A 21,791-nucleotide genomic window follows, 5' to 3' on the forward strand; every position below is an offset into this window, starting at 1 on the left:
CTACGTTTTAACGAAGGGAGGATTCACAAATGGGTCGCAGTCTCAAAAAAGGACCATTTATTGATGGTTACCTGTTGAAAAAAGTAGAGGTTTTGAACGAGTCTGACAAAAAAGTCGTGATCAAAACTTGGTCCCGTCGCTCTACGATTTTCCCGCAATTTATCGGACACACGTTTGGTGTATATGATGGTCGTAAACACGTGCCTGTATACGTAACGGAAGATATGGTTGGACACAAATTGGGCGAATTCGCTCCAACGCGTACGTACAAAGGCCATACGGATGACGATAAGAAAACAAGAAGATAATCAACACAGCGTAGTGTTTGAGAGGAGGTAACTCAATGGAAGCAAAAGCACATGCTAAATCCGTGCGGATTTCCGCTCGCAAAGTGAAACTTGTTATCGATTTGATTCGTGGCAAGCAGGTAGGTGAGGCGATTGCAATTCTTCGTCACACTCCGAAATCCGCTTCTCCAGTCGTTGAGAAATTGTTGAATTCTGCTATCGCGAACGCAGATCACAACTACTCTATGGACGTAAATAAATTGGTAGTGTCTGAGGTTTTTGTAAACCAAGGTCCTACAATGAAACGGTTCCGCCCGCGTGCAATGGGTCGTGCAAGCCGCATCAATAAACGCACCAGTCATATTACTCTGGTGGTATCTGAAAAATAAGGAGGGAAAACGTGTGGGCCAAAAGGTAAATCCCGTCGGACTCCGAATCGGTATTATCCGTGATTGGGAATCCAAATGGTATGCAGGCAAAGATTTCGGTGATCTTTTGCTGGAAGACGTTAAGATTCGTGAGCATCTGAAGAAAAGATTGAAAGACTCCGCTGTATCCCGTGTTGAAATCGAGAGAGCAGCTAACCGTGTCAACGTAACGATTCACACTGCGAAACCAGGTATGGTTATCGGTAAGGGTGGTTCCGAAGTTGAAAATCTGCGTAATGAAATCACTAAAATCGCAGGCGGTAAAAAGGTACACATCAATATCTCTGAAATTAAAAATCCTGAACTGGATGCAATTCTTGTTGCTGAAAGCATTGCACAACAATTGGAACGTCGTGTTTCTTTCCGTCGTGCGTTGAAACAAGCAATTCAAAGAACTATGCGTTCCGGTGCAAAAGGAATTAAAACTCAAGTAGGCGGACGTCTTGGCGGTGCCGAAATCGCTCGTTCCGAAGGATACAGCGAAGGAACTGTTCCACTGCATACACTTCGTGCTGACATCGACTACGGTACAGCAGAAGCTCATACTACTTATGGCCGTCTTGGCGTAAAAGTATGGATCTATCGTGGAGAGGTTCTTCCTCCAGCTAAGAAACAAGCTCCTCAGGAAGGAGGCAACTAATCATGTTGGTACCTAAACGCGTAAAACATCGTAAACAACAACGTGGTCACATGAAGGGTCGTGCAAAAGGCGGTACTACACTGAATTTTGGTGAGTACGGTTTGCAAGCTACTGAACCAGCATGGATCACTAACCGTCAAATCGAAGCTGCTCGTATTGCGATGACTCGTTACATCAAACGTGGTGGTAAGGTTTGGATTAAAATTTTCCCTGACAAACCAATTACTCAAAAGCCTCTTGAGGTTCGTATGGGTAGTGGTAAAGGTAACGTAGAAAAATGGGTTGCAGTAGTGAAACCAGGTAAGATCATGTTTGAACTTGCTGGTGTACCGGAAGAGATTGCTCGTGAAGCAATGCGTCTTGCCGCTCACAAACTGCCAATCAAAACTAAGTTTGTGAAACGTGAAGAATTGGGTGGTGAAGCAAATGAAGGCTAGTGAATTCCGCAACCTTACCACTGCTGAAATCGAACAAAAGATCTCTGGTTTTAAAGAAGAACTTTTCAACCTTCGTTTTCAACTCGCTACCGGTCAGCTTGATAACCCGACTCGGATCGGTGCTGTGCGTAAGGAAATTGCTCGTGCTAAAACTGTGATCCGTGAAAGAGAACTTGGGATTAGCTAAGATATTAGACCGGGTGGAAATTCCGCCTGTAATTAGGAAGGAGGCCAACAATGAGCGAACGTAATGCCCGTAAAGTATTAGTCGGTAAAGTAGTCAGCGACAAAATGGATAAAACGATTGTGATTGCTGTAGAAACTTACAAAAAACATGATCTCTACCATAAACGCATTAAAGTGACTAAAAAATTCAAAGCTCATGATGAAAACAACACTGCACAAATCGGTGATACTGTTAAAATCATGGAAACTCGTCCTTTGTCCAAAGACAAAAACTGGAGACTGGTCGAAATCGTTGAAAAAGCTGTTATAATCTAATGTAGTGTAGTTTTTCCGAAAGGAGGATAAATAAATGATTCAACCATTTACACGTTTGACTGTGGCTGACAATTCCGGCGCGAAGGAACTGATGTGTATCCGTGTGCTCGGTGGTACGGGACGTCGTACAGCTCAAATTGGTGACCTGATCGTTTGTTCCGTAAAACAAGCAACACCAGGCGGCGTTGTCAAAAAGGGTGATGTAGTAAGAGCGGTTGTCGTTCGTACTAAACGTTCTATCCGCCGTAAAGACGGTTCCTACATCGGATTTGATGAGAACGCAGCAGTGGTCGTTAAAGAAGACAAGAGCCCACGCGGTACTCGTATTTTCGGACCAGTTGCTCGCGAACTTCGTGATAAAGACTTCATGAAAATCGTTTCCTTGGCTCCGGAAGTGATCTAAATTCACCTTAAAATGTGCCCGTAGGAGGTGTACGAAATGCCAAAAGTGAAAAAAGTTCTGGAATCCCATAACAACAAGCTGCACGTCAAAAAAGACGACACTGTTCTGGTGATTACAGGTAAAGATAAAGGTAAAAAAGGTCGCGTTATCGCTGCTTATCCTCGTCAAAACCGTGTGCTTGTGGAAGGTGTTAACATGATTAAAAAACACCAAAAGCCTAATCAGCTGAATCCACAAGGCGGCATCATCGAGAAAGAAGCTCCGATTCACGTTTCCAACGTTATGCACATTGATCCGAAGAGCGGAAAAGTAACTCGTGTGGGTTACAAGGTTTTGGACAACGGAAAAAAAGTGCGTATTGCAAAACGTTCAGGCGAAGTGATCGACTAATTATTTTTTGAAGAAAGGAGGACTATGATTCATGGCAACAACAAGAATGAAAGAACGTTTCTTGAAAGAAATCACTCCTGCTTTGATGCAGAAGTTCAACTATACAACAGTGATGCAAGTGCCTAAAATCGAGAAAGTTGTAATCAACATGGGTGTTGGCGACGCAGTCCAAAACTCCAAAGTACTTGATTCGGCTCTTAACGACATGCAGCTGATCGCTGGTCAAAAACCAGTTATCACTCGCGCAAAAAAATCTATTGCAGGTTTTAAATTGCGTGAAAACATGCCGATCGGTGTAAAGGTAACACTTCGTGGCGAGCGTATGTATTATTTCTTGGACAAATTGTTCAACATCACACTCCCTCGCGTACGTGACTTCCATGGCGTATCAACAAAAGCTTTCGACGGACGTGGTAACTACACGCTTGGTTTGAAAGAACAGTTGATCTTCCCGGAAATCGAGTACGATCAAGTTGATAAAGTTCGTGGTATGGATATCGTTATCGTAACGACTGCCAAGACTGACGAAGAGTCCCGTGAGCTTCTGACTCAGCTGGGCATGCCTTTCGCGAAATAATGTTGGCATAACGTTTCGGGCGTCTGATTTAAAGACACCCTGTTCTCCGAAACTATTTAGGAGGTGTCAGGCTAAGTGGCAAAAACTTCAATGAAAGTCAAACAACAACGCGCACCAAAGTTTAAAGTTCGTGCTTATACTCGTTGCGAACGTTGTGGTCGTCCACATTCGGTGCTGCAAAAGTTTAAGATCTGCAGAATTTGCTTCCGTGAATTAGCTTATAAAGGCCAGATTCCTGGCGTGAAAAAAGCAAGCTGGTAAAAAGTCCTGTTTGGGAAGGAGGTTTATACACAATGACTATGTCTGATCCAATTGCAGATATGCTTACTCGTATTCGTAACGCGAACACTGTTCGCCACGAAACAGTAGAAATGCCTGCATCTACAATGAAAAAACAAATCGCCGACATCCTGAAACGTGAAGGATTCATTCGTGATGCGGAATTTGTTGAAGATAGCAAACAAGGGATCATCCGTATTTTCTTGAAATACGGTGCGAACAACGAGCGTGTTATCACAGGTTTGAAAAGAATCAGTAAACCAGGTCTTCGCGTTTACACGAAGAGCAATGAGATTCCACGCGTACTGGGTGGACTCGGGATCGCAATCATTTCAACATCCAAAGGTATCATGACCGACAAAGAAGCACGTCAGTCCAAAGCCGGCGGAGAAGTGGTTTGCTACGTTTGGTAATTTAACGTTTAAAAGATAGGAGGTGCAACAGATATGTCCCGTATTGGTCGTAAACCAATCACAGTACCAAGTGGTGTTGACGTGACTTTGAACAACACAGTGATCACAGTTAAAGGTCCTAAAGGAACATTGACTCGTGAGCTTCATAAAGACATGTCCGTTACTGTGGAAAATAATGAAATTAATGTAGTTCGTCCTTCGGACAACAAACTTCACCGCTCTTTGCATGGAACAACCCGCAGCGTTGTTAATAACATGGTAAGTGGTGTAACTGAAGGCTTTTCAAAATCTCTGGAGCTGGTTGGGGTCGGATATCGTGCAAGCAAATCCGGAGATAAAATCGTTCTGAACGTTGGATACTCTCATCCGGTTGAAATTTCACCGGAAGCGGGCATCGAGTTCGAAGTTCCTTCGAACACTAAAATCATCGTCCACGGAATTGATAAAGAGCGTGTAGGTGCCTATGCTGCTAAAATCCGTTCTGTTCGTGAACCTGAACCGTACAAAGGTAAAGGGATTAAATACGAAGGCGAGCGCATCATCCGTAAAGAAGGTAAAGCCGGTAAGAAGAAATAAGTTTCTTACCGACTTTTGTGCGGTCTTTCTACTGGAAAGACTTGTACTTCTTTTTTACCCAGTGCGTCTTAGTATAAAGTTTTAAAAGGCAAACTGAAGGGAGTGAAAACTTGAGATGATTACAAAACAAGATAAAAATAAAGCGCGTGTCAGAAGACATCTGCGTGTACGTAAGAAAATCGAAGGTACGGCTGTACGTCCTCGTTTGAACGTATTCCGCTCTTCCAAGCATATCTACGCACAACTGATTGATGATGTTGCTGGTGTAACATTGGTTTCTGCATCCACTATGGATAAAGAGCTGAGCAGCGAAATCAAAAACGGTGGTAGTGTAGAAGCAGCTCGTAAGGTTGGCGAACTCGTTGCTAAACGTGCGAAAGAAAAAGGCCATGCTAACATCGTATTTGATCGTGGTGGATACTTGTATCATGGACGGATTCAAGCTTTGGCTGATGCAGCTCGCGAAGCAGGCCTTGAATTCTAAGACATTTCTCAAAAGGAGGTTAACGACTTGCGTGTAGATCCGAATACTTTGGAACTGACTGAAAGAGTAGTAAATATTAATCGTGTAGCTAAAGTTGTCAAAGGCGGACGCCGTTTTAGCTTCAGTGCTCTGGTAGTAGTGGGCGACGGCAACGGCTGGGTAGGCGCTGGAATCGGTAAAGCGGGCGAAGTACCTGATGCGATTCGCAAAGGTATTGAAGATGCTAAGAAAAACCTGGTTCACGTTCCACTCGTAGGCACAACAATTCCTCACCTTGTTACAGGTAAGTTCGGTGCTGGCCGGGTTCTGTTGAAACCGGCATCGGAAGGTACTGGGGTTATCGCTGGTGGTCCAGTTCGTGCTGTTCTGGAACTTGCTGGTGTAGGTGATATCTTGACAAAATCTTTGGGTTCTTCGAATTCCATGAATATGGTCAATGCGACTTTGGAAGGTTTGTCCCGCTTGAAACGCGCTGAAGATGTTGCTAAATTGCGCGGCAAATCCATCGAAGAGCTGCTGGGCTAAGGAGGGAATATCATGGCGAAATTAGAAATCACCCTCGTTCGTTCGTTGATCGGCCGTCCTGGTACTCAGAGAACGACTGTTAAAACGCTCGGCTTGCGTAAAATCAACCATAAAGTAGTTCAACCCGACAATGCAGCGATTCGCGGGATGATTAATCAAGTTAGCCATTTGGTTTCTGTTAAAGAAATCGAGGCTTAAGAAATAAAGTATTTTAACAATAATCAAGGAGGTGCAACGAACGATGAAGTTACATGAGCTTTCCCCAGCTCCAGGCTCCCGCAAAGAACGTAAACGTTTGGGTCGTGGTCCTAGTAGCGGTACGGGTAAAACTTCTGGTCGTGGTCATAAGGGTCAAAACGCTCGTTCCGGCGGTGGTGTACGTCCGGGCTTCGAGGGTGGTCAAAACCCACTGTATCGTCGCTTGCCTAAACGCGGTTTCGTAAATCCTACTCGTAAAGAGTATGCGGTTTTGAATATCGAAGATTTGAACAGTTTTGCAGCGGGTACAGAAGTAAGCCCTGAGTTTTTGCTGAACAATGGTATTGTGAAGAACGCGAAATCCGGAATTAAAATTCTGGGTAACGGTGAAATCACTGTGAAATTGACAGTTAAAGCGAACAAGTTCTCTCAATCTGCGGTAGAGAAAATTGAAGCTGCCGGCGGTAAAACCGAGGTGATCTAATGTTCAAGACCCTGAAAAATATATGGCGGGTTGAGGATCTTAGAACCCGAATCCTGTTTACCCTGTTTATACTCTTTGTATATCGTATTGGCTCCTTCGTGCCGGTTCCCGGTGTGAATAAGCAAGTCTTTACTTCTCAGGATCAGGCAGGAAGCGAGTTGTTTGGACTCCTTAACACCTTCTCAGGGGGCGCATTGTATCAGTTTTCGATCTTCGCCCTCGGGATTATGCCATATATTACAGCGTCCATCATTGTACAGTTGCTGTCAATGGACGTGATTCCGAAACTTGCGGAATGGGCTAAACAAGGAGAGCATGGTAAAAAGAAATTGGCTCAAATTACACGGTATGGTACTGTAATACTAGGCTTAATCCAAGCATTCGGAACGTCGATTGGTTTCAATCGACTGTACGGTGCAGCGATGATTCCAGGTGCTACTTTTGCCGATTATCTGGTTATTGCCATTGTGCTTACAGCAGGGACTACGTTCCTTATGTGGCTCGGTGAGCAAATTACCGAAAAGGGAATCGGTAATGGTATCTCTATTGTAATCTTTGCAGGGATCGCGGCAGGTATTCCAAGACATATTCGGACGATTGTAGAATCTCAGTTTATTCAAGCAGATCAGCTGTTTATGAATATCCTGAAGGCAATTATCATTGCCTTGGTGGTTGTTCTGATTATTGTGGGTGTTATCTACATCCAACAAGGTATTCGGAAAATTCCAGTACAATACGCAAAACGTGTAGTTGGCAACAAGATGTACGGTGGCCAGAATACGCATATTCCGATGAAAATAAATGCGGCAGGCGTTATTCCGGTAATCTTTGCGGTATCATTGCTGCAATTCCCGACAATTATTGCGAGTTTCTGGGCAGATCATGCTTGGGCTAAGTGGATTACCACTTACTTGTATTATGACAAGCCGCTGGGCATGGTTTTGTATGTCGTAATGATTATCGGTTTCACATTCTTCTATACCTTTGTACAGATGAATCCGCAGCAAATGGCCGACAACATGAAGAAAAACGGCGGTTATATCCCGGGTATTCGCCCAGGTAAAGCTACGGAGAAATACTTGACACGAGTAATGTCACGTTTGACAATGACAGGAGCTTTGTTCCTGGCAGTCATATCCGTTTTGCCGGTATTCTTCGGTTCGCTTTCGGGCTTGCCTCGTTCCGTGCAAATTGGCGGTACTTCATTGCTCATCATTATTGGTGTAGCATTGGATACGATGAAGCAAATCGAAAGCCAACTGATCAAACGCCATTACAAAGGCTTCATCAACAAATAGGCAATAGGTACCGGCATAGGATGTTCGCATGCTTACCGGCACCTTTTGTGCTGTTTCTTGTGTAGGGGTCGTCTTGAGGAGTGACAGATTGTGAATATTTTGATCATGGGCCCTCCGGGGGCTGGTAAAGGTACACAAGCAGATGTCATTGTGAAGGAGTTCGGCATTCCTCATATCTCGACAGGTGATGCGTTTCGCCTAGCGATGAAACAGGGAACACCTATTGGCATTAAAGCCAAAGAGTATATTGACAAGGGTGAACTTGTTCCGGATGATGTAACAATCGGTATCGTTGAAGAACGACTACAGCAGCCGGATTGCAAGAAAGGTTTCTTGCTAGACGGTTTTCCAAGAACTTTAGCTCAAGCTGAAGCCTTGGATCAAATTTTGGGTCGTTTGAACACGAAGCTGGATGATGTCATCAACCTGAAAGTGGATCGTGACAACTTGTTGGCACGAATCACAGGACGGCGAGTTTGTAAAAGCTGCGGAGCTAGCTATCATATTGTCTTTAATCCTCCTAAGGTTGAAGGCATTTGCGATAAAGACGGTGGTGAACTCTATCAGCGTCCTGACGATAACGAAGATAGCGTAAGAACACGACTTGACGAATATAGTAATAAAACAGCACCACTCCTCACGTTTTATGAGAACCAGAATCTTCTGCGTCATATTGACGGAGAACAGGATATTGATGTGGTTTCCCAAAATATCGTGTCCTTGTTGCGGGGTTAGCTGTAATGATCATTTGCAAGTCGGGGACGGAATCAAGCTTTATGAGGAAAGCTAGGAAAATGAATTCGGCAACGAGTCATTTCTTAGCAGGACACATCGAGCCCGGTATTACGACCGGTGAACTTGATCATTTAGCTGATCGGTATATTCGCAGTCAGGGAGCTGTGCCGTCTTTTAAAGGTTATAACGGTTTTCCTGCTAGCATTTGCGCTTCAGTCAACGAACAACTGGTGCACGGATTTCCCGGCAAACGCAAGTTAAACAAAGGCGATGTCCTTACTAAAACTCGCCAGTTTACAATGTCGCATGCCATTCGGCAATATATTGAGAATCCAAACCGTGGTATTTCCGAGCAGGGACCGAGGCTGAAAACCGGCATTGTGCTGGCTATTGAATCAATGATTCCAATAGGTACTCACCTTGTAGGGACGCTAGAAGACAACTGGACGGTCGTTACGATGAACGTAATCTCTTGTGCTCCTTATGAGCAATTGGTGACGGACGAAGCGGACGACATGGACATTTTCACGAAACTGAGTGCGTAGGTGATTGGAATGAATCAGCAAGGAAACCTGCAAATCGGTCAGCTGGTGAAGATTCTGAAAGGCAGAGGTGCCGGACAGATTGCGGTTGTCGTTTCAATAGCAGATAGCAGGTTTGTGTATATTGCGGATGGGGATAAACGAAAGTTTGATCAAGCGAAGAAGAAAAATGTTCTTCATTTGGTGCCTCAGCCAAAGATTAGTAGCGAGATTGTAAATAGTTTAAACGAAAGCGGTCGGGTGACGAACGGAAAACTGCGGCATGCAGTGAAAACTTTCCTGGACTCGTCCGAATACCAAGCTGAAGAGAAAGGAGACTGACTTTGGCCAAAGAAGATGTCATTGAGGTTGAAGGTACGGTAATCGAGCCACTGCCGAACGCTACGTTCAAGGTAGAGCTGGAGAACGGTCATCAAATTCTTGCTCATGTTTCCGGAAAGCTGCGGATGCACTTTATCCGTATTTTGACAGGCGACAAGGTGGTTGTACAGTTATCGCCTTACGATTTAACCAAAGGCCGTATAACGTACCGCAAGTAATTCATGCAGGTTTTTATTAAACGTATGTCATTAAAAAAAACTTGTTTTGCTCGGCAAAACGATGTGAATGTTCACGAAGCGAGTTTTACCAGGGTAAAGCTTGGAGGAGGTAATCAACATGAAGGTAAGACCTTCTGTAAAACCTATTTGCGAGAAATGCAAAGTCATTCGCCGCAAAGGGAATGTAATGGTTATTTGCGAAAATCCGAAACACAAACAAAAACAAGGTTAATAGAAGGGGGTGTAGCGTAAAATGGCTCGTATAGCTGGTGTGGATTTGCCACGTGACAAACGCGTTGAGATCGCCTTGACTTACATTTTCGGAATCGGTAAGACGACTTCTCAGAAAATTTTGAAGGAAACAGGCATCAGTGCAAACACGCGTGTTCGTGATTTGACTGAAGATGAAGTGAGCAAATTACGTGAAACGATCGACAAAGAAGTTAAAGTAGAAGGCGATCTGCGTCGTGAAATTTCCTTGAATATTAAACGTCTGACTGAGATTGGCTGCTACCGTGGTGTTCGTCACCGTCGTGGATTGCCTGTTCGCGGACAACGTACTAAAACTAATGCTCGTACCCGTAAAGGTCCTCGTCGGACTGTAGCGAACAAGAAGAAATAAGAAGGGAGGATAACATTCAATGGCTAAACCGAAAAAAGTTGTACGCACAAAACGCCGTGACCGTAAAAATATCGAGAGTGGCGTGGCACACATCCGTTCCACGTTCAACAACACGATCGTTACGATCACAGATCCACACGGTAACGCAATCTCTTGGGCCAGCTCAGGCGGCATGGGATTCCGTGGTTCCCGTAAATCTACTCCATTCGCAGCGCAAATGGCCGCAGAAACTGCTGCTAAAGCTGCTATGGAACACGGCATGAAGACAGTCGAAGTCATGGTTAAAGGACCTGGTGCAGGTCGCGAAGCAGCAATCCGCTCTTTGCAAGCTGCTGGTCTGGAAGTTAACCTGATCAAAGACGTAACTCCGGTACCTCATAACGGATGCCGTCCTCCAAAACGTCGTCGCGTCTAATGAGATTTCTCCTCTGCGTGTAGTATAGATCCGGCACAAACTGCCAAGAATGGATGTTTAGGTATACTGCATGATAGACTATGGATAAGGTGAATGTTTCATATAGGAGCGACGTTTTGAAGGAGGGATATTGCAGTGATAGAAATCGAAAAGCCGAAAATTGAGACGGTTGACGTCAATGATGATGGCACCTATGGAAAATTCGTAGTAGAACCGCTGGAACGCGGATACGGTACGACGCTTGGGAACTCGCTTCGCCGTATTCTGTTATCCTCGTTACCGGGGGCAGCAGTCACATCGGTTCAGATCGATGGGGTTCTGCACGAGTTTGCAACGGTTCCCGGTGTGAAGGAAGACGTAACGGAGATCATTCTGAACTTGAAAGCTTTATCGCTTAAAATCCACTCAGATGAAGAGAAAGTACTCGAAATCGATGCGGAAGGCGAAGGAGTTGTAACGGCAGGTGATATCCGTGCGGATAGTGATGTGGAAATTCTTAATCCGGATCTTCACATTGCAACGCTCGGACCGGGTTCGAGACTTCACATGCGTATTTTTGCCAATCGCGGTCGCGGTTACGTTAAGCAGGATCGGAATAAACGTGATGACCAGCCGATCGGCGTCATTCCCGTCGACTCCATCTACACTCCGATTGCACGCGTGAACTACGGCGTAGAAAATACGCGTGTCGGCCAGGTTACGAATTATGACAAGCTGACACTTGAGGTTTGGACTGACGGAACTATTCGTCCTGAAGAAGCTGTGAGCCTTGGAGCCAAAATTTTGACCGAGCATGTGATGCTATTCGTGGGTCTCACGGATGAAGCAAAAGATGCAGAAATTATGGTCGAAAAAGAAGAAGACAAAAAAGAAAAAGTTCTTGAAATGACGATCGAAGAGCTGGATCTCTCCGTCCGTTCCTATAACTGCCTTAAGCGCGCTGGTATCAATACGGTACAAGAACTCACGACTAAATCTGAAGAAGATATGATGAAGGTCCGTAACTTGGGTCGCAAATCTTTGGAAGAAGTACAAGAGAAGCTCGAGGAACTTGGTTTAGGACTTCGTACGGAAGAATAGCACAGCAACGTTTTTGTGAAGGAGGGGAAACTACATGGCATACCAAAAATTGGGCCGTAATTCTAGTGCCCGTAAAGCTTTGTTTCGTGATTTGGTAACCGATCTGTTCTTGTATGAGCGTATCCAAACTACTGAGGCTAAAGCGAAAGAAGTTCGTTCTATTGCTGAAAAACTGATCACCAAAGCGAAAAAAGGAGATCTGCACGCACGTCGTCAAGTGGCTGCGTTCGTTCGCCGTGAAACTTTGGATGGTGAGCAGGATGCAATCCAAAAGCTGTTTAGCGAATTGGCTACACGTTACAATGAGCGTCCAGGTGGATACACTCGTATCCTGAAACTGGGACCTCGTCGTGGCGACGCCGCTCCAATGGTATATCTGGAATTGGTTGACCGCGCGTAAACAGGCGAAGATGAGGGAAGGGTGGACAGAATCGGCTTGATTCTGAACAACCCTTTTTTTCTCTTGGAGGAGTCCTTGAGGGGCTTCTCCTTTGTTATGTTCGGTTATTTCCTGTAAGACCAGAGAATACCCCTACAAAGGTGTGAGAAGCATGCGGAACTTGTGCATGAAGGTGAACTATGATGGAACCCACTATGATGGCTTTCAGACGCAGCCTAGTGGCAACACTATTCAGGACTGCCTTGAAAATGCTATATACTCATTGACGGGCGAACGTCTGAAAATTACGGGCTCAGGACGGACAGATGCAGGTGTGCATGCATACGGGCAGGTATTCAATTTTCATACTGAATCGCCGATTCCGATACATCGCTGGTGTCTGGCACTTAATGCCTGGCTGCCTCGTGATATCATCGTTACGGATGCGAGAGAGGTGCCACTGTCCTTTCATGCACGCCGCATGGCGAAGCGGAAGACGTATCGGTACAGTATTAATGCGAACCGGTTTCCAGACATCTTTCACCGTCGTACACAGGCCCATCATCCAACGAGTCTGGATGTAAGAGCGATGGAAAAGGGGTTGGCTCATTTAGTGGGCACCTTTGACTATACTTCGTTCGCATCTCGACGTTCCCAAAAGACGAACCATGTTCGCACTATTTACGAAGCCTATATAACGGTAGACCATTCCTTTTCGCGTCCAGGGTCGGATGATCAGGGAATTATTCATACGTATATTACAGGTAGCGGATTTTTGCAGCACATGGTTCGGATTATAATGGGGACTTTGCTGGAAGTGGGAGAAGGCAAAAAATCGCCGGATGATATTCCTTCCATTTTGGAAGCAAAAAACCGTTCAAAGGCCGGACCTACTGCCGTTGGACACGCTTTAACGCTCTGGAATGTAGAGTACGAAGAAAACATCAAAAAACATTGATTTTTCCCTTGCAGAATTGATGGTTATCCTGTAATATAAAAGTTGTGTTTTCTTAATGGCTTTCCCACAGCCCCAATTAAGATAATCACCTTATAGCAACATCTAATCCATCAATAATGCAGCAACTTAACGAACGAAGATAAATGATGATTTCTGTTAACGAACTTAAGGAGGATACTTTTCATGCGTACTACGTATATGGCGAAGCCAAATGAAGTTGAGCGCAACTGGCACATCATTGATGCCGAAGGCAAAACGCTCGGCCGTCTGGCAAGCGAAGCGGCTGCGTTGATTCGCGGCAAACACAAGCCACAGTTTACACCACATGTGGACACAGGTGATTTTGTTGTTGTAATCAATGCGGAGAAAATCGTATTGACCGGTAAAAAAATGGAGAACAAGAAATACTATCGTCACTCCCTGCACCCAGGTGGTCTGAAAGTAACAGTTGCACAAGATATGGTTAAGAACAAACCTGAACGTATGTTGGAATTGGCTGTTCACGGTATGCTTCCTAAAACTCGTCAAGGCGACAAAATGAAGCTGAGACTTAAAGCTTACAGAGGTACAGAGCATCCACATGCAGCACAAAAACCTGAAGTTTACGAACTTCGCGGATAATTAAAAGGGAGGACAGTTTCATGGCACAAGTACAATACTATGGGACAGGTCGTCGTAAACATTCGGTAGCTCGTGTTCGTCTCGTACCGGGTGAAGGACGCATTGTCATCAATAAGCGTGATATTAATGAATATTTCGGTTTGGAAACTCTCAAACTGATCGTAAAACAACCACTGAATCTGACAGAAACACTTGGCAGCTATGACGTACTCGTTATCGCTCATGGTGGTGGTATTTCTGGTCAAGCAGGCGCAATCCGCCACGGTATTTCCCGTGCTCTGTTGAAAGCAGACCCAGAATTCCGTCCAGCTTTGAAAAAAGCAGGATTCTTGACTCGTGACCCACGTATGAAAGAACGTAAAAAGTACGGTCTCAAAGCCGCTCGTCGTGCACCACAGTTCTCGAAACGTTAATATTTCGAATACAGAAGAACCTTTTCCTTATGGAAAGGGTTCTTTTTTATTTAGATTATTTGCTGCTCATTAACCATATGTGGATAAATGGATCTGCACTAGAGTTTTATGGCTTCATCTGCTCTGCGATACATAAATAAGCGCATATACTGTCTGGAATACGTAAGTTATCCACGATGTTACTAAAGTAGGTATAGTTATGCACAAATATAGTTTGCTATTTTAACACGGTTTATCCTGTAATGTTCACAACCTGTGACTAATTAAAAAGATTAGAGAATTTTTTTTGTTTTCCCAATTTGATAAAAGCTTATATATCTTCTGGTTGAGCAATGGCTATTCTATCCTGTGTAGCTTTTTTGGTGACGTCCAGGATACAGCAAGGGATACATCGTTTAGCTTATGCGTACTAGCTGTAAAGCAATCTCTAGCCTACTACTGCCCATCTCCTCGGCTACCGTATTGCAGCGATGATGAGGAGTTTTTCTAACCATTGAGAACGAGCCTATAATAGGGCTCCAGTTACGTTAAGGGCTTATTTGTGCCCCAATGTATTAATTCCTCTTCAAGGGCTGCTGTGAGCGCTATAGGAGTGGATAGAGGCTTATTAGCGATTTGGGTGCCATTTCTTTTTAATATTCCTTAATAAAAGTACGATTAGTGTCAGAGCTGGTTTACCTTGAGCTGATGCCGGCCACGTACGCTTCATCTTTGAATGAAAATGGAAATAAGATGTTCGATCCCTAAATATATCTCCTCGTACAAATTCAAGGATAATCATGGATCTATGGAACGACGCTTTTATCCTCAGCTATTTTCATCTGATCATAATAATCAAATCTAGTCAGGAATACGATGGCAACCGCGTAGCGGATATATCTTTGGCACTGGTGGAGTAGAGAAAGCATCTTCATTGACCTAAAATATTTACGTCCAGGCATACCCTCTGCTATAAATAGTTACTTTTAGTTATGAAGCAACCTAAGGACAATTTTCAAACGTATGATATAAGAATATTTTATATAAAGCCAATGAACTTGATTGGATATGCAGGAGAGCGTTAAAGAATGCTGACAGAACAACGTTCCTGCATCATGCGAGAGAATAAATGTTTACAGTATGACGATTTTGCTTGGATTGACAATGGATATAAAAGTTTTATACTGTACTTAATCTTATTAGTTTAGTCGGCTTTGAAGCATCACTTATTTATTAATCTTCATATGGAGGCGCATTGATAATGAATTTATTGGAGAAAGAAGCGTTGATTAGAGTCAAGGCAAGTGAACTGGAAGAGGCTACGCCTGAAGACATTATCAAGTATGCAGTTCATGCATTTCCCAACCTTACCTTTGCTTGTAGCTTCGGAGCAGAAGATGTAGTACTAGTAGATATGCTTCAAAGAATTAGCCCTTCTACCGATATTTTTTATTTAGATACCGACTTTCATTTTCAAGAAACTTACGATACGCGAGATCAGATGAAAGTTAGATACAATTTGGATTTTGTTAGAGTTTCTCCCTTAATGACTCCAGAAGAGCAAGCTGCGGAGCATGGAGAGGAGCTGTGGAAATCAAATCCTAATGCATGCTGTGGTATCCGCAAGGTTGAGCCGCTGACACGCATTCTGTCTCAATACGATGCATGGATTACCGGTATCCGTCGCGATCAGGCTCCTACGCGTGCGAATGCAAAAAAGGTAGAGTATGATGAAAAGTTTGGCCTCGTTAAATTTAACCCCTTGGCGAGCTGGACTTCCGAGGACGTATGGAACTATATTCGCACTCATGAAGTATTGTATAATCCATTGCATGACCGTAATTTCCCCAGTATTGGCTGTGAGCAATGCACACGTGAAGTCCTGCCAGGTGAAGATCCACGTGCTGGTCGTTGGTCAGGGAATGAGAAAACGGAGTGTGGGCTCCATCAATAAAATGGTATATAGGTAGCGCTGAGACTTTATTTATGATATAGAAAGGAAGTGCATTATGACTGCAATTCTTCCGCATGGCGGAACGCTCGTTGACAGAAATATTACAGGACCGGAGCAAGAAGCACTCTTGCAGGCTGCAGGTGAATTGTTTCCTATCCCTGTAAACCCATGGACGATTTCTGATCTGGATTTGATTGGAATAGGTGCCTTCTCTCCATTGACGGGATTTATGAATGAGTCGGATTATCGTTCGGTGGTAACGGATATGCGTCTTGCGGATGGTACAGTCTGGAGTATTCCCATTACTCTTGCAGTAGTAGAAACCATAGCCAGTGAACTGAAACTAGGTCAACAGGTGGCTTTGGTGGGGGAAACAGATGGTATCATCTATGCTGTACTTGATATTGAGAGTATTTATCAGGTTGACCAGGCAGAGGAAGCCAGATGTGTATTCAAGACGGATGACCCGGCCCATCCTGGCGTAAACAAATTGTTAGATCGACCTGCTACCTATGTAGGTGGAACAGTGCAAGTGCTGAATCGACCCGAACCTACACAATTTAGCGAATTTTATTACACGCCAGCACAGACACGTAGCCTTTTTGCTGAAAAGGGATGGAAGACAGTGGTCGGTTTTCAAACACGAAATCCGGTACACCGGGCACATGAGTACATCCAAAAAAGCGCGATGGAAATTGTAGATGCTTTATTTCTAAATCCGCTCGTTGGAGAGACCAAGTCAGATGACGTTCCAGCAAATGTGCGTATGAAGAGCTATCTGGTGTTGCTGGACAACTATTATCCGGCTGATCGAGCCTTACTGGGGGTCTTTCCTGCCGCCATGCGATACGCTGGTCCTAGAGAGGCCATTTTCCATGCTATTGTGCGAAAGAACTTTGGTTGCACCCATTTTATTGTCGGAAGAGATCATGCCGGTGTAGGGGATTATTACGGTACCTATGAAGCGCAGGAAATTTTCAAGCACTTTACACCTGAAGAGCTGGGGATTACCCCGTTGTTTTTTGAACACAGCTTTTACTGCACCCAATGTGGAAATATGGCCTCAAGCAAAACATGTCCACATCCTAAGGAGCACCATTTGACGCTTTCCGGCACCAAAGTGAGGGAATTGTTGCGCTCCGGGGTTTGTCCGCCACCTGAATTTACACGACCTGAGGTCGCTCAAGTGCTGATTGAAGGTATGAAAGAATATGTTCATGCCTGAGTTGTACTAACTACACGCCTCGTCCCATATAGATTATTAGTATCTGTATAGGACGGAGGCGTTTTGTTATGCAAAAAAACAATCGTAAAAAAGAGGTCACACTGTGGATTCGCTATCGGACGCTGCAAAAAGTGCTGGTAGGCTGTTGTCTCGCTGTTCTATTTATCATGCTGACATTGTATGAGATACCTGCTTCGAGAGCGTGGATTCATTGGAGTCTACCGCTTACTGGTAAGGTAATTGCTATAGATGCCGGACACGGAGGGCCTGATGGAGGAGCGGTTAGCAAAGAGGGGGCCATTGAAAAGGATATTAATTTGGCGATCGCTTTTTATTTGCGGGATTATTTGCAGCAAGCAGGAGCTGTTGTCGTCATGACACGTGAGGATGATCGTGATCTGGCGCAGCAAGAAACAAAAGGCTACTCCAGAAGAAAAACGGAGGATTTAAAGCAACGGGTACGTATGATTGAGGAGCAGAAAGCGGACCTCTTTTTAAGTATTCATATGAACAGTATCCCGTCGAGCCGTTGGAGTGGAGCCCAGACCTTTTTCGTACCTAATCATGCAGATAACGAGAATTTGGCGTCCTTAATTCAGGAAGAAATCAAGCGCAACTTGGAAAATACGGACAGAGTGGCTAAGACCGTAAACACGGTCTATTTATTAAAAGCACTCAAAATGCCGGCAGCTCTTGTAGAAGTCGGATTTTTGTCCCATCCAGAGGAAGCCAGACGACTGAGTGACGAGAACTATCAAAGACAAGTGGCTGCATCCATATATAAAGGGATTTTGCGTTACAGTGCCGGGGAAAAGGGAACCTCATCAGCACCTGAAGTCAGATAGTGGTATACTGTAAGTGTTTACCACTACGTAAATCACTAAAGCAGAGGTGCTGATTATTCATGCAATCGAGAGAGCAAGTTATAGAGCTACTTCAGCAAGTGCGAGAGCCTCAAACGGGACGCCGTTTGGTTGATCTCCATTTTATTCGGGATGTGGTTGTTAAAGAGGATCGGGTATCATTGACTGCTATTGCCCTGGATAGCCAGGAAGAGACGCGGACAGAACTGGATCGGGAAATCCGGCAGACGTTAGAAAAGGCAGGATTAAGTCACGTCCATATTCGTATTCGTGAGGCATCTGAGTCTGAAAAGTCAGCTATTCAAAATGGAGAGGATACCGAGGAGGTAGCTGATCCGGTATTGACCAAAGGACATGCTGTCGGTATGGAAGAACATGAGCTACTTAACCCAGCATCTGGCGTACGATTTATTGCCATTGCAAGCGGAAAAGGTGGTGTCGGGAAATCGACAGTAGCTGTGAATTTGGCTGCAGCTCTAGCCAGACAGGGTAAGCGAGTGGGATTAATTGATGCTGATATCTATGGATTCAGTGTGCCGGATATGATCGGGGTAGAGGATGTACCTTCTGTCGAAGATGGTATCATTCAGCCAGTGGAACGATTTGGTATCAAGATCATGTCCATGGGCTTCTTTGTTAGAGAAAACAATCCGGTTATTTGGAGAGGTCCCATGCTGGGAAGAATGCTTAGACAGTTTTTTAGTGATGTCGAATGGGGCAAGCTGGATTATATGATACTTGATTTACCGCCAGGTACTGGTGATGTAGCGCTTGACGTACATCAAATGATCCCGCAGAGTGAAGAAATCATTGTCACTACTCCGCATGCGACGGCAGCTTTTGTAGCTGCACGTGCAGGGGCAATGGCCCTTCAAACGGATCATAAGGTCATAGGCGTGGTGGAGAACATGTCCTATTATGTGTCCTCCACGGGAGAAAAAGACTATGTTTTTGGACGGGGAGGCGGGGCGATGTTGGCAGATAACCTTCATACGAAACTTTTGGCACAAATTCCGCTGGGTATCCCAGATAATCATCCGTCAGAAGCTGATTTTTCTCCATCCGTATATAAATCGGAGTCGGCGACAGGAGCTATTTATGATGATATAGCCGCCCAAATTACGAGGTTGCATATGGAATCTAAATAATAAAAAAGGCTGGTTGTTGAGGGACTGACCCCTTAACGTGAGACAAATCAAAACACCTTCAAGAGAATGCAACCATGTCGTAAGATATGGAGACAACCTTGGAGGTGTTTTTTCGTTGGCAACAAGAGTCAGTTATCCATTAGAAGTTAAAATGAAGGCGATTGAAATGAGAATGGCTGGTATACCGGTCAAAGAAATCATGGAGCAATTAAACATACGAAACAAGACACAAGTGGAAACTTGGATGAGATGGTACCGTAATGGCGAGCAGAACCGTTTAGAGCAGCCTGTAGGCAAACAATACAGCTACGGCAAAGGGCCCGAATACACTTCGGAATTAGAGAAGGTCCAGGCTGAGAACAGGTTTTTGAGACAACAACTAGAGTTGCTAAAAAAGTACAGCGTAATGGAGAGGAGGTATCGTCAAAGATCGTAATGGAGTGGATAGAGTCGATCCGAGGGGAAGTGAGTGTGAAGCAAGCTTGTGCATGGATAGGAATCTCTCGCGCCACGTACTATCGCTGGAAGGCGGAGTATGCGAGCAAACTTGAGGATCACTTGGTAGAGAAAATCCGTGAACTCTGTATCCAGCATAAATATCGTTATGGATACCGGAAAATCACCGCCTTGCTTCGGAGGGAGTATGCGGTAAACCACAAACGCGTGCAACGGATTATGCAGCGTGAAGGGCTGCAATGTCGTGTCAAAGCGAAGAAACGGAAACCTACTGGGCAACCCATTCATATCGCGGAGCATCTACTAAAGCGACAGTTTGAAGCAGATACGCCTATGCAAAAACTTGTAACGGACATTACGTATTTGCCATTTGGAGGAAGAATGTTGTATCTGTCGAGTATTTTAGACTTGTTTAACGGAGAGATTGTGGCATACAGTATAGCTGACAAGCAGGACACCGCCTTTGTGCTCGATACCCTTCGTCAGTTGCCATCTCTACCAGGTGCAATACTTCATAGCGATCAAGGCAGCGTCTACACATCCTTGGCCTACCAGGAAGCGGTAAAAGGAAAAGGCATTACCATGAGCATGTCCCGTAAGGGAACGCCTGCTGATAATGCCCCCATCGAATCGTTTCATTCCACACTAAAGTCTGAAACGTTCTATCTCGAAAGTTTAACCTGTACGACGACGGCAATCGTCGAGCAGACCGTTCGAGAGTACATCCTTTACTATAACTCAATTCGCATTCAAACAAAACTAAACAACCAGTCGCCGGTTCATTTCCGACAACTGGCTGCTTAAACTTGGAAGGTGTTTTGATCCCTGTCTCACAAACGGGGGTCAGTCCCTTGAACCAGCCTTTTTTTTACTGCCCTCCTCCTTGCCCTCCTTCACTACCGCCTTGTTCTCCTTCACCCCCACCACCATCTTGTTTTTGATCCCCAGAGCCACCTTGCTCTCCGCCTTTTTTCTCAACCTTAGGTTGAAGTTCTTCTTGAACGACAGTTTTGAGTAAATTCATGACCTCAAGCCGAAAAATCGGATTCTGCATAGCATCATGCATGACTGTCATAGATTGTTTGCGATATTCGGGGGTTTTAGTTAAGTCCATGTACATCTTGGTTAGTTCTGGCGATTTTAGCATCGCTTCAATTGATTTTTGGTAAGAAGGGTCTTTTATAAGCTGCATATGAAGCTGTTTGCTTTGACTGTTGATGGCTTTGGCAAATTCTCCGGCAAAACGCGGATCAGTCATAATTTTCTCGATTTCTTTTTTATATTCAGGTGAGATTAGAGTATCTTTTACTGCGATTTTCATCTGTTCAGCGGATTGCGTGGGCATAAGCATTTTTATTCCCATGCTGCCCCCAGCTCCACCTCCTCCACCACTTTGACCGGATTGTCCCTCTTTTTCCCCGATTAAAGCTTCTTCTACGGCTTTTTTTCCATCATCACTTTTCAAGATATCGACAACCATCGTTTTCATCTCTTTATAACTGGTCTGGGGAGGTGCAGAACCCTGATCCGAGCCGCAGCCGCTCAGTGCAACGCCCAGCACGCATACCATGCTAACAAATCGCAAACGAGTCCAATTCATGGCCGTATTCCTCCTTTATCATGAATGTGGATAGTATGCGGATGATTGGGGAGAAATATGTCGAGTTGTTTTTGGTTTTTAGCTGAGAACGATGTAAAATAACTCCTTAAAGACCCAGAGCTTGATCGCGAACCTCTTTACCTTTTACTGTACCCTGTTGAAGCAGTTCGGATACAGTCACGAATTCATAGCCTTGTGCCCGCAACTTGTCGATAATGATGGGCAACGCTTCATGAGTTTGTTTGCAAGAATCACTGGCATGAAGAAGGACGATATCACCGGGATGAGCTTTATTTACAACACGGTCGATTATGACCTGCGTACCAGGGTTTTTCCAGTCCA

At 44.6% G+C, this 21,791-nt stretch carries 36 protein-coding genes (1 of these 36 running past the window's edge); 34 read left to right on the plus strand and 2 right to left on the minus strand.

Annotated elements, in window-relative coordinates:
* Positions 1 to 29 precede the first annotated feature (29 nt).
* The 34 genes from rpsS (at position 30) to ACXHJ2_RS01210 (ending at position 20,653) form a co-directional block, all read left to right on the plus strand.
* Positions 30 to 308 (plus strand): 30S ribosomal protein S19, encoded by a 279-nt coding sequence (gene rpsS, locus ACXHJ2_RS01045; protein WP_007432579.1) that lies wholly within the window; start codon positions 30 to 32, stop codon positions 306 to 308.
* A gap of 35 nt (positions 309 to 343) precedes the next feature.
* Complete coding sequence (gene rplV, locus ACXHJ2_RS01050) at positions 344 to 676, plus strand: 50S ribosomal protein L22 (protein WP_007432578.1); 333 nt, start codon at positions 344 to 346, stop codon at positions 674 to 676.
* A gap of 13 nt (positions 677 to 689) precedes the next feature.
* Positions 690 to 1,355, plus strand: coding sequence for a 30S ribosomal protein S3 (gene rpsC, locus ACXHJ2_RS01055; protein WP_007432577.1), 666 nt, complete (start codon positions 690 to 692; stop codon positions 1,353 to 1,355).
* A 2-nt stretch (positions 1,356 to 1,357) separates the two neighbouring features.
* Complete coding sequence (gene rplP, locus ACXHJ2_RS01060) at positions 1,358 to 1,792, plus strand: 50S ribosomal protein L16 (protein WP_007432576.1); 435 nt, start codon at positions 1,358 to 1,360, stop codon at positions 1,790 to 1,792.
* Positions 1,782 to 1,979: a 50S ribosomal protein L29 gene (rpmC, locus tag ACXHJ2_RS01065; RefSeq protein ID WP_007432575.1), complete on the plus strand. Its 198-nt coding sequence runs from the start codon at positions 1,782 to 1,784 to the stop codon at positions 1,977 to 1,979. Before rplP ends, rpmC begins: the two co-directional genes overlap by 11 nt.
* A 50-nt stretch (positions 1,980 to 2,029) precedes the next feature.
* The gene (rpsQ, locus tag ACXHJ2_RS01070; RefSeq protein WP_007432574.1) at positions 2,030 to 2,293 is read left to right on the plus strand and encodes a 30S ribosomal protein S17; all 264 of its coding nucleotides are present in this window, start codon (positions 2,030 to 2,032) and stop codon (positions 2,291 to 2,293) included.
* A 34-nt stretch (positions 2,294 to 2,327) separates the two neighbouring features.
* Complete coding sequence (gene rplN / locus ACXHJ2_RS01075) at positions 2,328 to 2,696, plus strand: 50S ribosomal protein L14 (RefSeq protein WP_007432573.1); 369 nt, start codon at positions 2,328 to 2,330, stop codon at positions 2,694 to 2,696.
* Positions 2,697 to 2,732: 36 nt separating this feature from the next.
* Positions 2,733 to 3,086: a 50S ribosomal protein L24 gene (gene rplX, locus ACXHJ2_RS01080; RefSeq protein WP_013312155.1), complete on the plus strand. Its 354-nt coding sequence runs from the start codon at positions 2,733 to 2,735 to the stop codon at positions 3,084 to 3,086.
* 31 nt (positions 3,087 to 3,117) lie between these two features.
* Positions 3,118 to 3,663: a 50S ribosomal protein L5 gene (rplE, locus tag ACXHJ2_RS01085; RefSeq protein WP_007432571.1), complete on the plus strand. Its 546-nt coding sequence runs from the start codon at positions 3,118 to 3,120 to the stop codon at positions 3,661 to 3,663.
* A 75-nt stretch (positions 3,664 to 3,738) separates the two neighbouring features.
* On the plus strand, positions 3,739 to 3,924 hold the full coding sequence (locus ACXHJ2_RS01090) for a type Z 30S ribosomal protein S14 (protein ID WP_010348808.1): 186 nt from the start codon (positions 3,739 to 3,741) through the stop codon (positions 3,922 to 3,924).
* Positions 3,925 to 3,956: 32 nt separating this feature from the next.
* Positions 3,957 to 4,355, plus strand: a complete 399-nt coding sequence (gene rpsH, locus ACXHJ2_RS01095) for a 30S ribosomal protein S8 (RefSeq protein WP_007432570.1) — start codon at positions 3,957 to 3,959, stop codon at positions 4,353 to 4,355.
* A gap of 33 nt (positions 4,356 to 4,388) precedes the next feature.
* Positions 4,389 to 4,931, plus strand: coding sequence for a 50S ribosomal protein L6 (rplF, locus tag ACXHJ2_RS01100; RefSeq protein WP_165084284.1), 543 nt, complete (start codon positions 4,389 to 4,391; stop codon positions 4,929 to 4,931).
* Between the two features lie 115 nt (positions 4,932 to 5,046).
* A complete protein-coding gene (gene rplR / locus ACXHJ2_RS01105) occupies positions 5,047 to 5,415 on the plus strand; it encodes a 50S ribosomal protein L18 (RefSeq protein ID WP_007432568.1) in 369 nt (122 codons plus the stop codon).
* Positions 5,416 to 5,442: 27 nt separating this feature from the next.
* Positions 5,443 to 5,940: a 30S ribosomal protein S5 gene (gene rpsE, locus ACXHJ2_RS01110; protein ID WP_013373261.1), complete on the plus strand. Its 498-nt coding sequence runs from the start codon at positions 5,443 to 5,445 to the stop codon at positions 5,938 to 5,940.
* A gap of 12 nt (positions 5,941 to 5,952) precedes the next feature.
* On the plus strand, positions 5,953 to 6,138 hold the full coding sequence (gene rpmD, locus ACXHJ2_RS01115; protein WP_013373260.1) for a 50S ribosomal protein L30: 186 nt from the start codon (positions 5,953 to 5,955) through the stop codon (positions 6,136 to 6,138).
* Positions 6,139 to 6,181: 43 nt separating this feature from the next.
* On the plus strand, positions 6,182 to 6,622 hold the full coding sequence (gene rplO, locus ACXHJ2_RS01120; protein ID WP_013312149.1) for a 50S ribosomal protein L15: 441 nt from the start codon (positions 6,182 to 6,184) through the stop codon (positions 6,620 to 6,622).
* A complete protein-coding gene (gene secY / locus ACXHJ2_RS01125; RefSeq protein ID WP_013373259.1) occupies positions 6,622 to 7,920 on the plus strand; it encodes a preprotein translocase subunit SecY in 1,299 nt (432 codons plus the stop codon). The genes rplO and secY overlap by 1 nt, the downstream gene beginning before the upstream one ends.
* A gap of 90 nt (positions 7,921 to 8,010) precedes the next feature.
* The gene (locus ACXHJ2_RS01130) at positions 8,011 to 8,655 is read left to right on the plus strand and encodes an adenylate kinase (RefSeq protein ID WP_013373258.1); all 645 of its coding nucleotides are present in this window, start codon (positions 8,011 to 8,013) and stop codon (positions 8,653 to 8,655) included.
* Positions 8,656 to 8,660: 5 nt separating this feature from the next.
* On the plus strand, positions 8,661 to 9,200 hold the full coding sequence (locus tag ACXHJ2_RS01135; RefSeq protein WP_040102792.1) for a M24 family metallopeptidase: 540 nt from the start codon (positions 8,661 to 8,663) through the stop codon (positions 9,198 to 9,200).
* Between the two features lie 9 nt (positions 9,201 to 9,209).
* Complete coding sequence (locus ACXHJ2_RS01140) at positions 9,210 to 9,518, plus strand: KOW domain-containing RNA-binding protein (RefSeq protein WP_013373256.1); 309 nt, start codon at positions 9,210 to 9,212, stop codon at positions 9,516 to 9,518.
* A 2-nt stretch (positions 9,519 to 9,520) separates the two neighbouring features.
* Positions 9,521 to 9,736, plus strand: a complete 216-nt coding sequence (infA, locus tag ACXHJ2_RS01145) for a translation initiation factor IF-1 (RefSeq protein WP_006212898.1) — start codon at positions 9,521 to 9,523, stop codon at positions 9,734 to 9,736.
* A 118-nt stretch (positions 9,737 to 9,854) separates the two neighbouring features.
* The gene (gene rpmJ, locus ACXHJ2_RS01150; protein WP_003333770.1) at positions 9,855 to 9,968 is read left to right on the plus strand and encodes a 50S ribosomal protein L36; all 114 of its coding nucleotides are present in this window, start codon (positions 9,855 to 9,857) and stop codon (positions 9,966 to 9,968) included.
* 21 nt (positions 9,969 to 9,989) lie between these two features.
* Positions 9,990 to 10,358, plus strand: coding sequence for a 30S ribosomal protein S13 (rpsM, locus tag ACXHJ2_RS01155; protein ID WP_007432560.1), 369 nt, complete (start codon positions 9,990 to 9,992; stop codon positions 10,356 to 10,358).
* Between the two features lie 19 nt (positions 10,359 to 10,377).
* Positions 10,378 to 10,773, plus strand: coding sequence for a 30S ribosomal protein S11 (rpsK, locus tag ACXHJ2_RS01160; protein WP_007432559.1), 396 nt, complete (start codon positions 10,378 to 10,380; stop codon positions 10,771 to 10,773).
* Positions 10,774 to 10,908: 135 nt separating this feature from the next.
* Positions 10,909 to 11,853 carry a DNA-directed RNA polymerase subunit alpha gene (locus tag ACXHJ2_RS01165; RefSeq protein ID WP_013373254.1) on the plus strand — a complete coding sequence of 315 codons (945 nt, stop codon included), beginning with the start codon at positions 10,909 to 10,911 and terminating at the stop codon, positions 11,851 to 11,853.
* A gap of 34 nt (positions 11,854 to 11,887) precedes the next feature.
* A complete protein-coding gene (gene rplQ, locus ACXHJ2_RS01170) occupies positions 11,888 to 12,253 on the plus strand; it encodes a 50S ribosomal protein L17 (RefSeq protein WP_013373253.1) in 366 nt (121 codons plus the stop codon).
* A gap of 151 nt (positions 12,254 to 12,404) precedes the next feature.
* Positions 12,405 to 13,190, plus strand: a complete 786-nt coding sequence (truA, locus tag ACXHJ2_RS01175) for a tRNA pseudouridine(38-40) synthase TruA (RefSeq protein ID WP_025365929.1) — start codon at positions 12,405 to 12,407, stop codon at positions 13,188 to 13,190.
* A 183-nt stretch (positions 13,191 to 13,373) separates the two neighbouring features.
* Positions 13,374 to 13,811 carry a 50S ribosomal protein L13 gene (rplM, locus tag ACXHJ2_RS01180; protein ID WP_013373251.1) on the plus strand — a complete coding sequence of 146 codons (438 nt, stop codon included), beginning with the start codon at positions 13,374 to 13,376 and terminating at the stop codon, positions 13,809 to 13,811.
* A 20-nt stretch (positions 13,812 to 13,831) separates the two neighbouring features.
* Positions 13,832 to 14,224: a 30S ribosomal protein S9 gene (gene rpsI / locus ACXHJ2_RS01185; protein WP_013373250.1), complete on the plus strand. Its 393-nt coding sequence runs from the start codon at positions 13,832 to 13,834 to the stop codon at positions 14,222 to 14,224.
* Positions 14,225 to 15,464: 1,240 nt separating this feature from the next.
* Positions 15,465 to 16,157 (plus strand): phosphoadenylyl-sulfate reductase, encoded by a 693-nt coding sequence (locus ACXHJ2_RS01190; protein WP_165084282.1) that lies wholly within the window; start codon positions 15,465 to 15,467, stop codon positions 16,155 to 16,157.
* A 55-nt stretch (positions 16,158 to 16,212) separates the two neighbouring features.
* A complete protein-coding gene (sat, locus tag ACXHJ2_RS01195) occupies positions 16,213 to 17,382 on the plus strand; it encodes a sulfate adenylyltransferase (protein WP_058712132.1) in 1,170 nt (389 codons plus the stop codon).
* Between the two features lie 68 nt (positions 17,383 to 17,450).
* A complete protein-coding gene (gene cwlD / locus ACXHJ2_RS01200; protein ID WP_165084280.1) occupies positions 17,451 to 18,227 on the plus strand; it encodes an N-acetylmuramoyl-L-alanine amidase CwlD in 777 nt (258 codons plus the stop codon).
* Positions 18,228 to 18,286: 59 nt separating this feature from the next.
* Positions 18,287 to 19,393, plus strand: a complete 1,107-nt coding sequence (locus ACXHJ2_RS01205; protein WP_025679934.1) for an Mrp/NBP35 family ATP-binding protein — start codon at positions 18,287 to 18,289, stop codon at positions 19,391 to 19,393.
* Between the two features lie 115 nt (positions 19,394 to 19,508).
* Positions 19,509 to 20,653 (plus strand): IS3 family transposase gene (locus tag ACXHJ2_RS01210; protein ID WP_457874148.1). Its coding sequence is split into 2 segments (ribosomal slippage): positions 19,509 to 19,782 and positions 19,782 to 20,653, totalling 1,146 coding nucleotides; the frame shifts between segments, so codons are not numbered across the junction.
* A 64-nt stretch (positions 20,654 to 20,717) separates the two neighbouring features.
* Here the strand turns inward: ACXHJ2_RS01210 and gerD are convergent.
* On the minus strand, positions 20,718 to 21,449 hold the full coding sequence (gene gerD / locus ACXHJ2_RS01215; RefSeq protein ID WP_165084700.1) for a spore germination lipoprotein GerD: 732 nt from the start codon (positions 21,447 to 21,449) through the stop codon (positions 20,718 to 20,720).
* A gap of 106 nt (positions 21,450 to 21,555) precedes the next feature.
* Positions 21,556 to 21,791, minus strand: the 3' end of a protein-coding gene (pdaB, locus tag ACXHJ2_RS01220; RefSeq protein ID WP_025679930.1) for a polysaccharide deacetylase family sporulation protein PdaB. The gene runs 544 nt beyond the window's last position; 236 of the gene's 780 nt are visible here — the last part of the coding sequence; its start codon lies beyond the right edge, outside the window; its stop codon occupies positions 21,556 to 21,558.

The organism is Paenibacillus sp. ALE3 (assembly GCF_054113405.1).

What these genes read in the sequence shown, in the direction of transcription:
- rplF (WP_165084284.1), top strand. Translation starts at nt 4,389, where the DNA reads ATGTCCCGTATTGGTCGTAAACCAATCACAGTACCAAGTGGTGTTGAC.
- rpmC (WP_007432575.1), top strand. Translation starts at nt 1,782, where the DNA reads ATGAAGGCTAGTGAATTCCGCAACCTTACCACTGCTGAAATCGAACAA.
- rpsI (WP_013373250.1), top strand. Translation starts at nt 13,832, where the DNA reads ATGGCACAAGTACAATACTATGGGACAGGTCGTCGTAAACATTCGGTA.
- rplR (WP_007432568.1), top strand. Translation starts at nt 5,047, where the DNA reads ATGATTACAAAACAAGATAAAAATAAAGCGCGTGTCAGAAGACATCTG.
- secY (WP_013373259.1), top strand. Translation starts at nt 6,622, where the DNA reads ATGTTCAAGACCCTGAAAAATATATGGCGGGTTGAGGATCTTAGAACC.
- gerD (WP_165084700.1), bottom strand. Translation starts at nt 21,449, where the DNA reads ATGAATTGGACTCGTTTGCGATTTGTTAGCATGGTATGCGTGCTGGGC.
- rplM (WP_013373251.1), top strand. Translation starts at nt 13,374, where the DNA reads ATGCGTACTACGTATATGGCGAAGCCAAATGAAGTTGAGCGCAACTGG.
- rplE (WP_007432571.1), top strand. Translation starts at nt 3,118, where the DNA reads ATGGCAACAACAAGAATGAAAGAACGTTTCTTGAAAGAAATCACTCCT.
- rplO (WP_013312149.1), top strand. Translation starts at nt 6,182, where the DNA reads ATGAAGTTACATGAGCTTTCCCCAGCTCCAGGCTCCCGCAAAGAACGT.
- rpmD (WP_013373260.1), top strand. Translation starts at nt 5,953, where the DNA reads ATGGCGAAATTAGAAATCACCCTCGTTCGTTCGTTGATCGGCCGTCCT.
- ACXHJ2_RS01135 (WP_040102792.1), top strand. Translation starts at nt 8,661, where the DNA reads ATGATCATTTGCAAGTCGGGGACGGAATCAAGCTTTATGAGGAAAGCT.
- rpmJ (WP_003333770.1), top strand. Translation starts at nt 9,855, where the DNA reads ATGAAGGTAAGACCTTCTGTAAAACCTATTTGCGAGAAATGCAAAGTC.
- rpsK (WP_007432559.1), top strand. Translation starts at nt 10,378, where the DNA reads ATGGCTAAACCGAAAAAAGTTGTACGCACAAAACGCCGTGACCGTAAA.
- sat (WP_058712132.1), top strand. Translation starts at nt 16,213, where the DNA reads ATGACTGCAATTCTTCCGCATGGCGGAACGCTCGTTGACAGAAATATT.
- cwlD (WP_165084280.1), top strand. Translation starts at nt 17,451, where the DNA reads ATGCAAAAAAACAATCGTAAAAAAGAGGTCACACTGTGGATTCGCTAT.
- ACXHJ2_RS01205 (WP_025679934.1), top strand. Translation starts at nt 18,287, where the DNA reads ATGCAATCGAGAGAGCAAGTTATAGAGCTACTTCAGCAAGTGCGAGAG.
- rplP (WP_007432576.1), top strand. Translation starts at nt 1,358, where the DNA reads ATGTTGGTACCTAAACGCGTAAAACATCGTAAACAACAACGTGGTCAC.
- rpsQ (WP_007432574.1), top strand. Translation starts at nt 2,030, where the DNA reads ATGAGCGAACGTAATGCCCGTAAAGTATTAGTCGGTAAAGTAGTCAGC.
- rplN (WP_007432573.1), top strand. Translation starts at nt 2,328, where the DNA reads ATGATTCAACCATTTACACGTTTGACTGTGGCTGACAATTCCGGCGCG.
- rpsH (WP_007432570.1), top strand. Translation starts at nt 3,957, where the DNA reads ATGACTATGTCTGATCCAATTGCAGATATGCTTACTCGTATTCGTAAC.
- ACXHJ2_RS01140 (WP_013373256.1), top strand. Translation starts at nt 9,210, where the DNA reads ATGAATCAGCAAGGAAACCTGCAAATCGGTCAGCTGGTGAAGATTCTG.
- rpsS (WP_007432579.1), top strand. Translation starts at nt 30, where the DNA reads ATGGGTCGCAGTCTCAAAAAAGGACCATTTATTGATGGTTACCTGTTG.
- ACXHJ2_RS01190 (WP_165084282.1), top strand. Translation starts at nt 15,465, where the DNA reads ATGAATTTATTGGAGAAAGAAGCGTTGATTAGAGTCAAGGCAAGTGAA.
- rplX (WP_013312155.1), top strand. Translation starts at nt 2,733, where the DNA reads ATGCCAAAAGTGAAAAAAGTTCTGGAATCCCATAACAACAAGCTGCAC.
- rplV (WP_007432578.1), top strand. Translation starts at nt 344, where the DNA reads ATGGAAGCAAAAGCACATGCTAAATCCGTGCGGATTTCCGCTCGCAAA.
- rplQ (WP_013373253.1), top strand. Translation starts at nt 11,888, where the DNA reads ATGGCATACCAAAAATTGGGCCGTAATTCTAGTGCCCGTAAAGCTTTG.
- rpsM (WP_007432560.1), top strand. Translation starts at nt 9,990, where the DNA reads ATGGCTCGTATAGCTGGTGTGGATTTGCCACGTGACAAACGCGTTGAG.
- truA (WP_025365929.1), top strand. Translation starts at nt 12,405, where the DNA reads ATGCGGAACTTGTGCATGAAGGTGAACTATGATGGAACCCACTATGAT.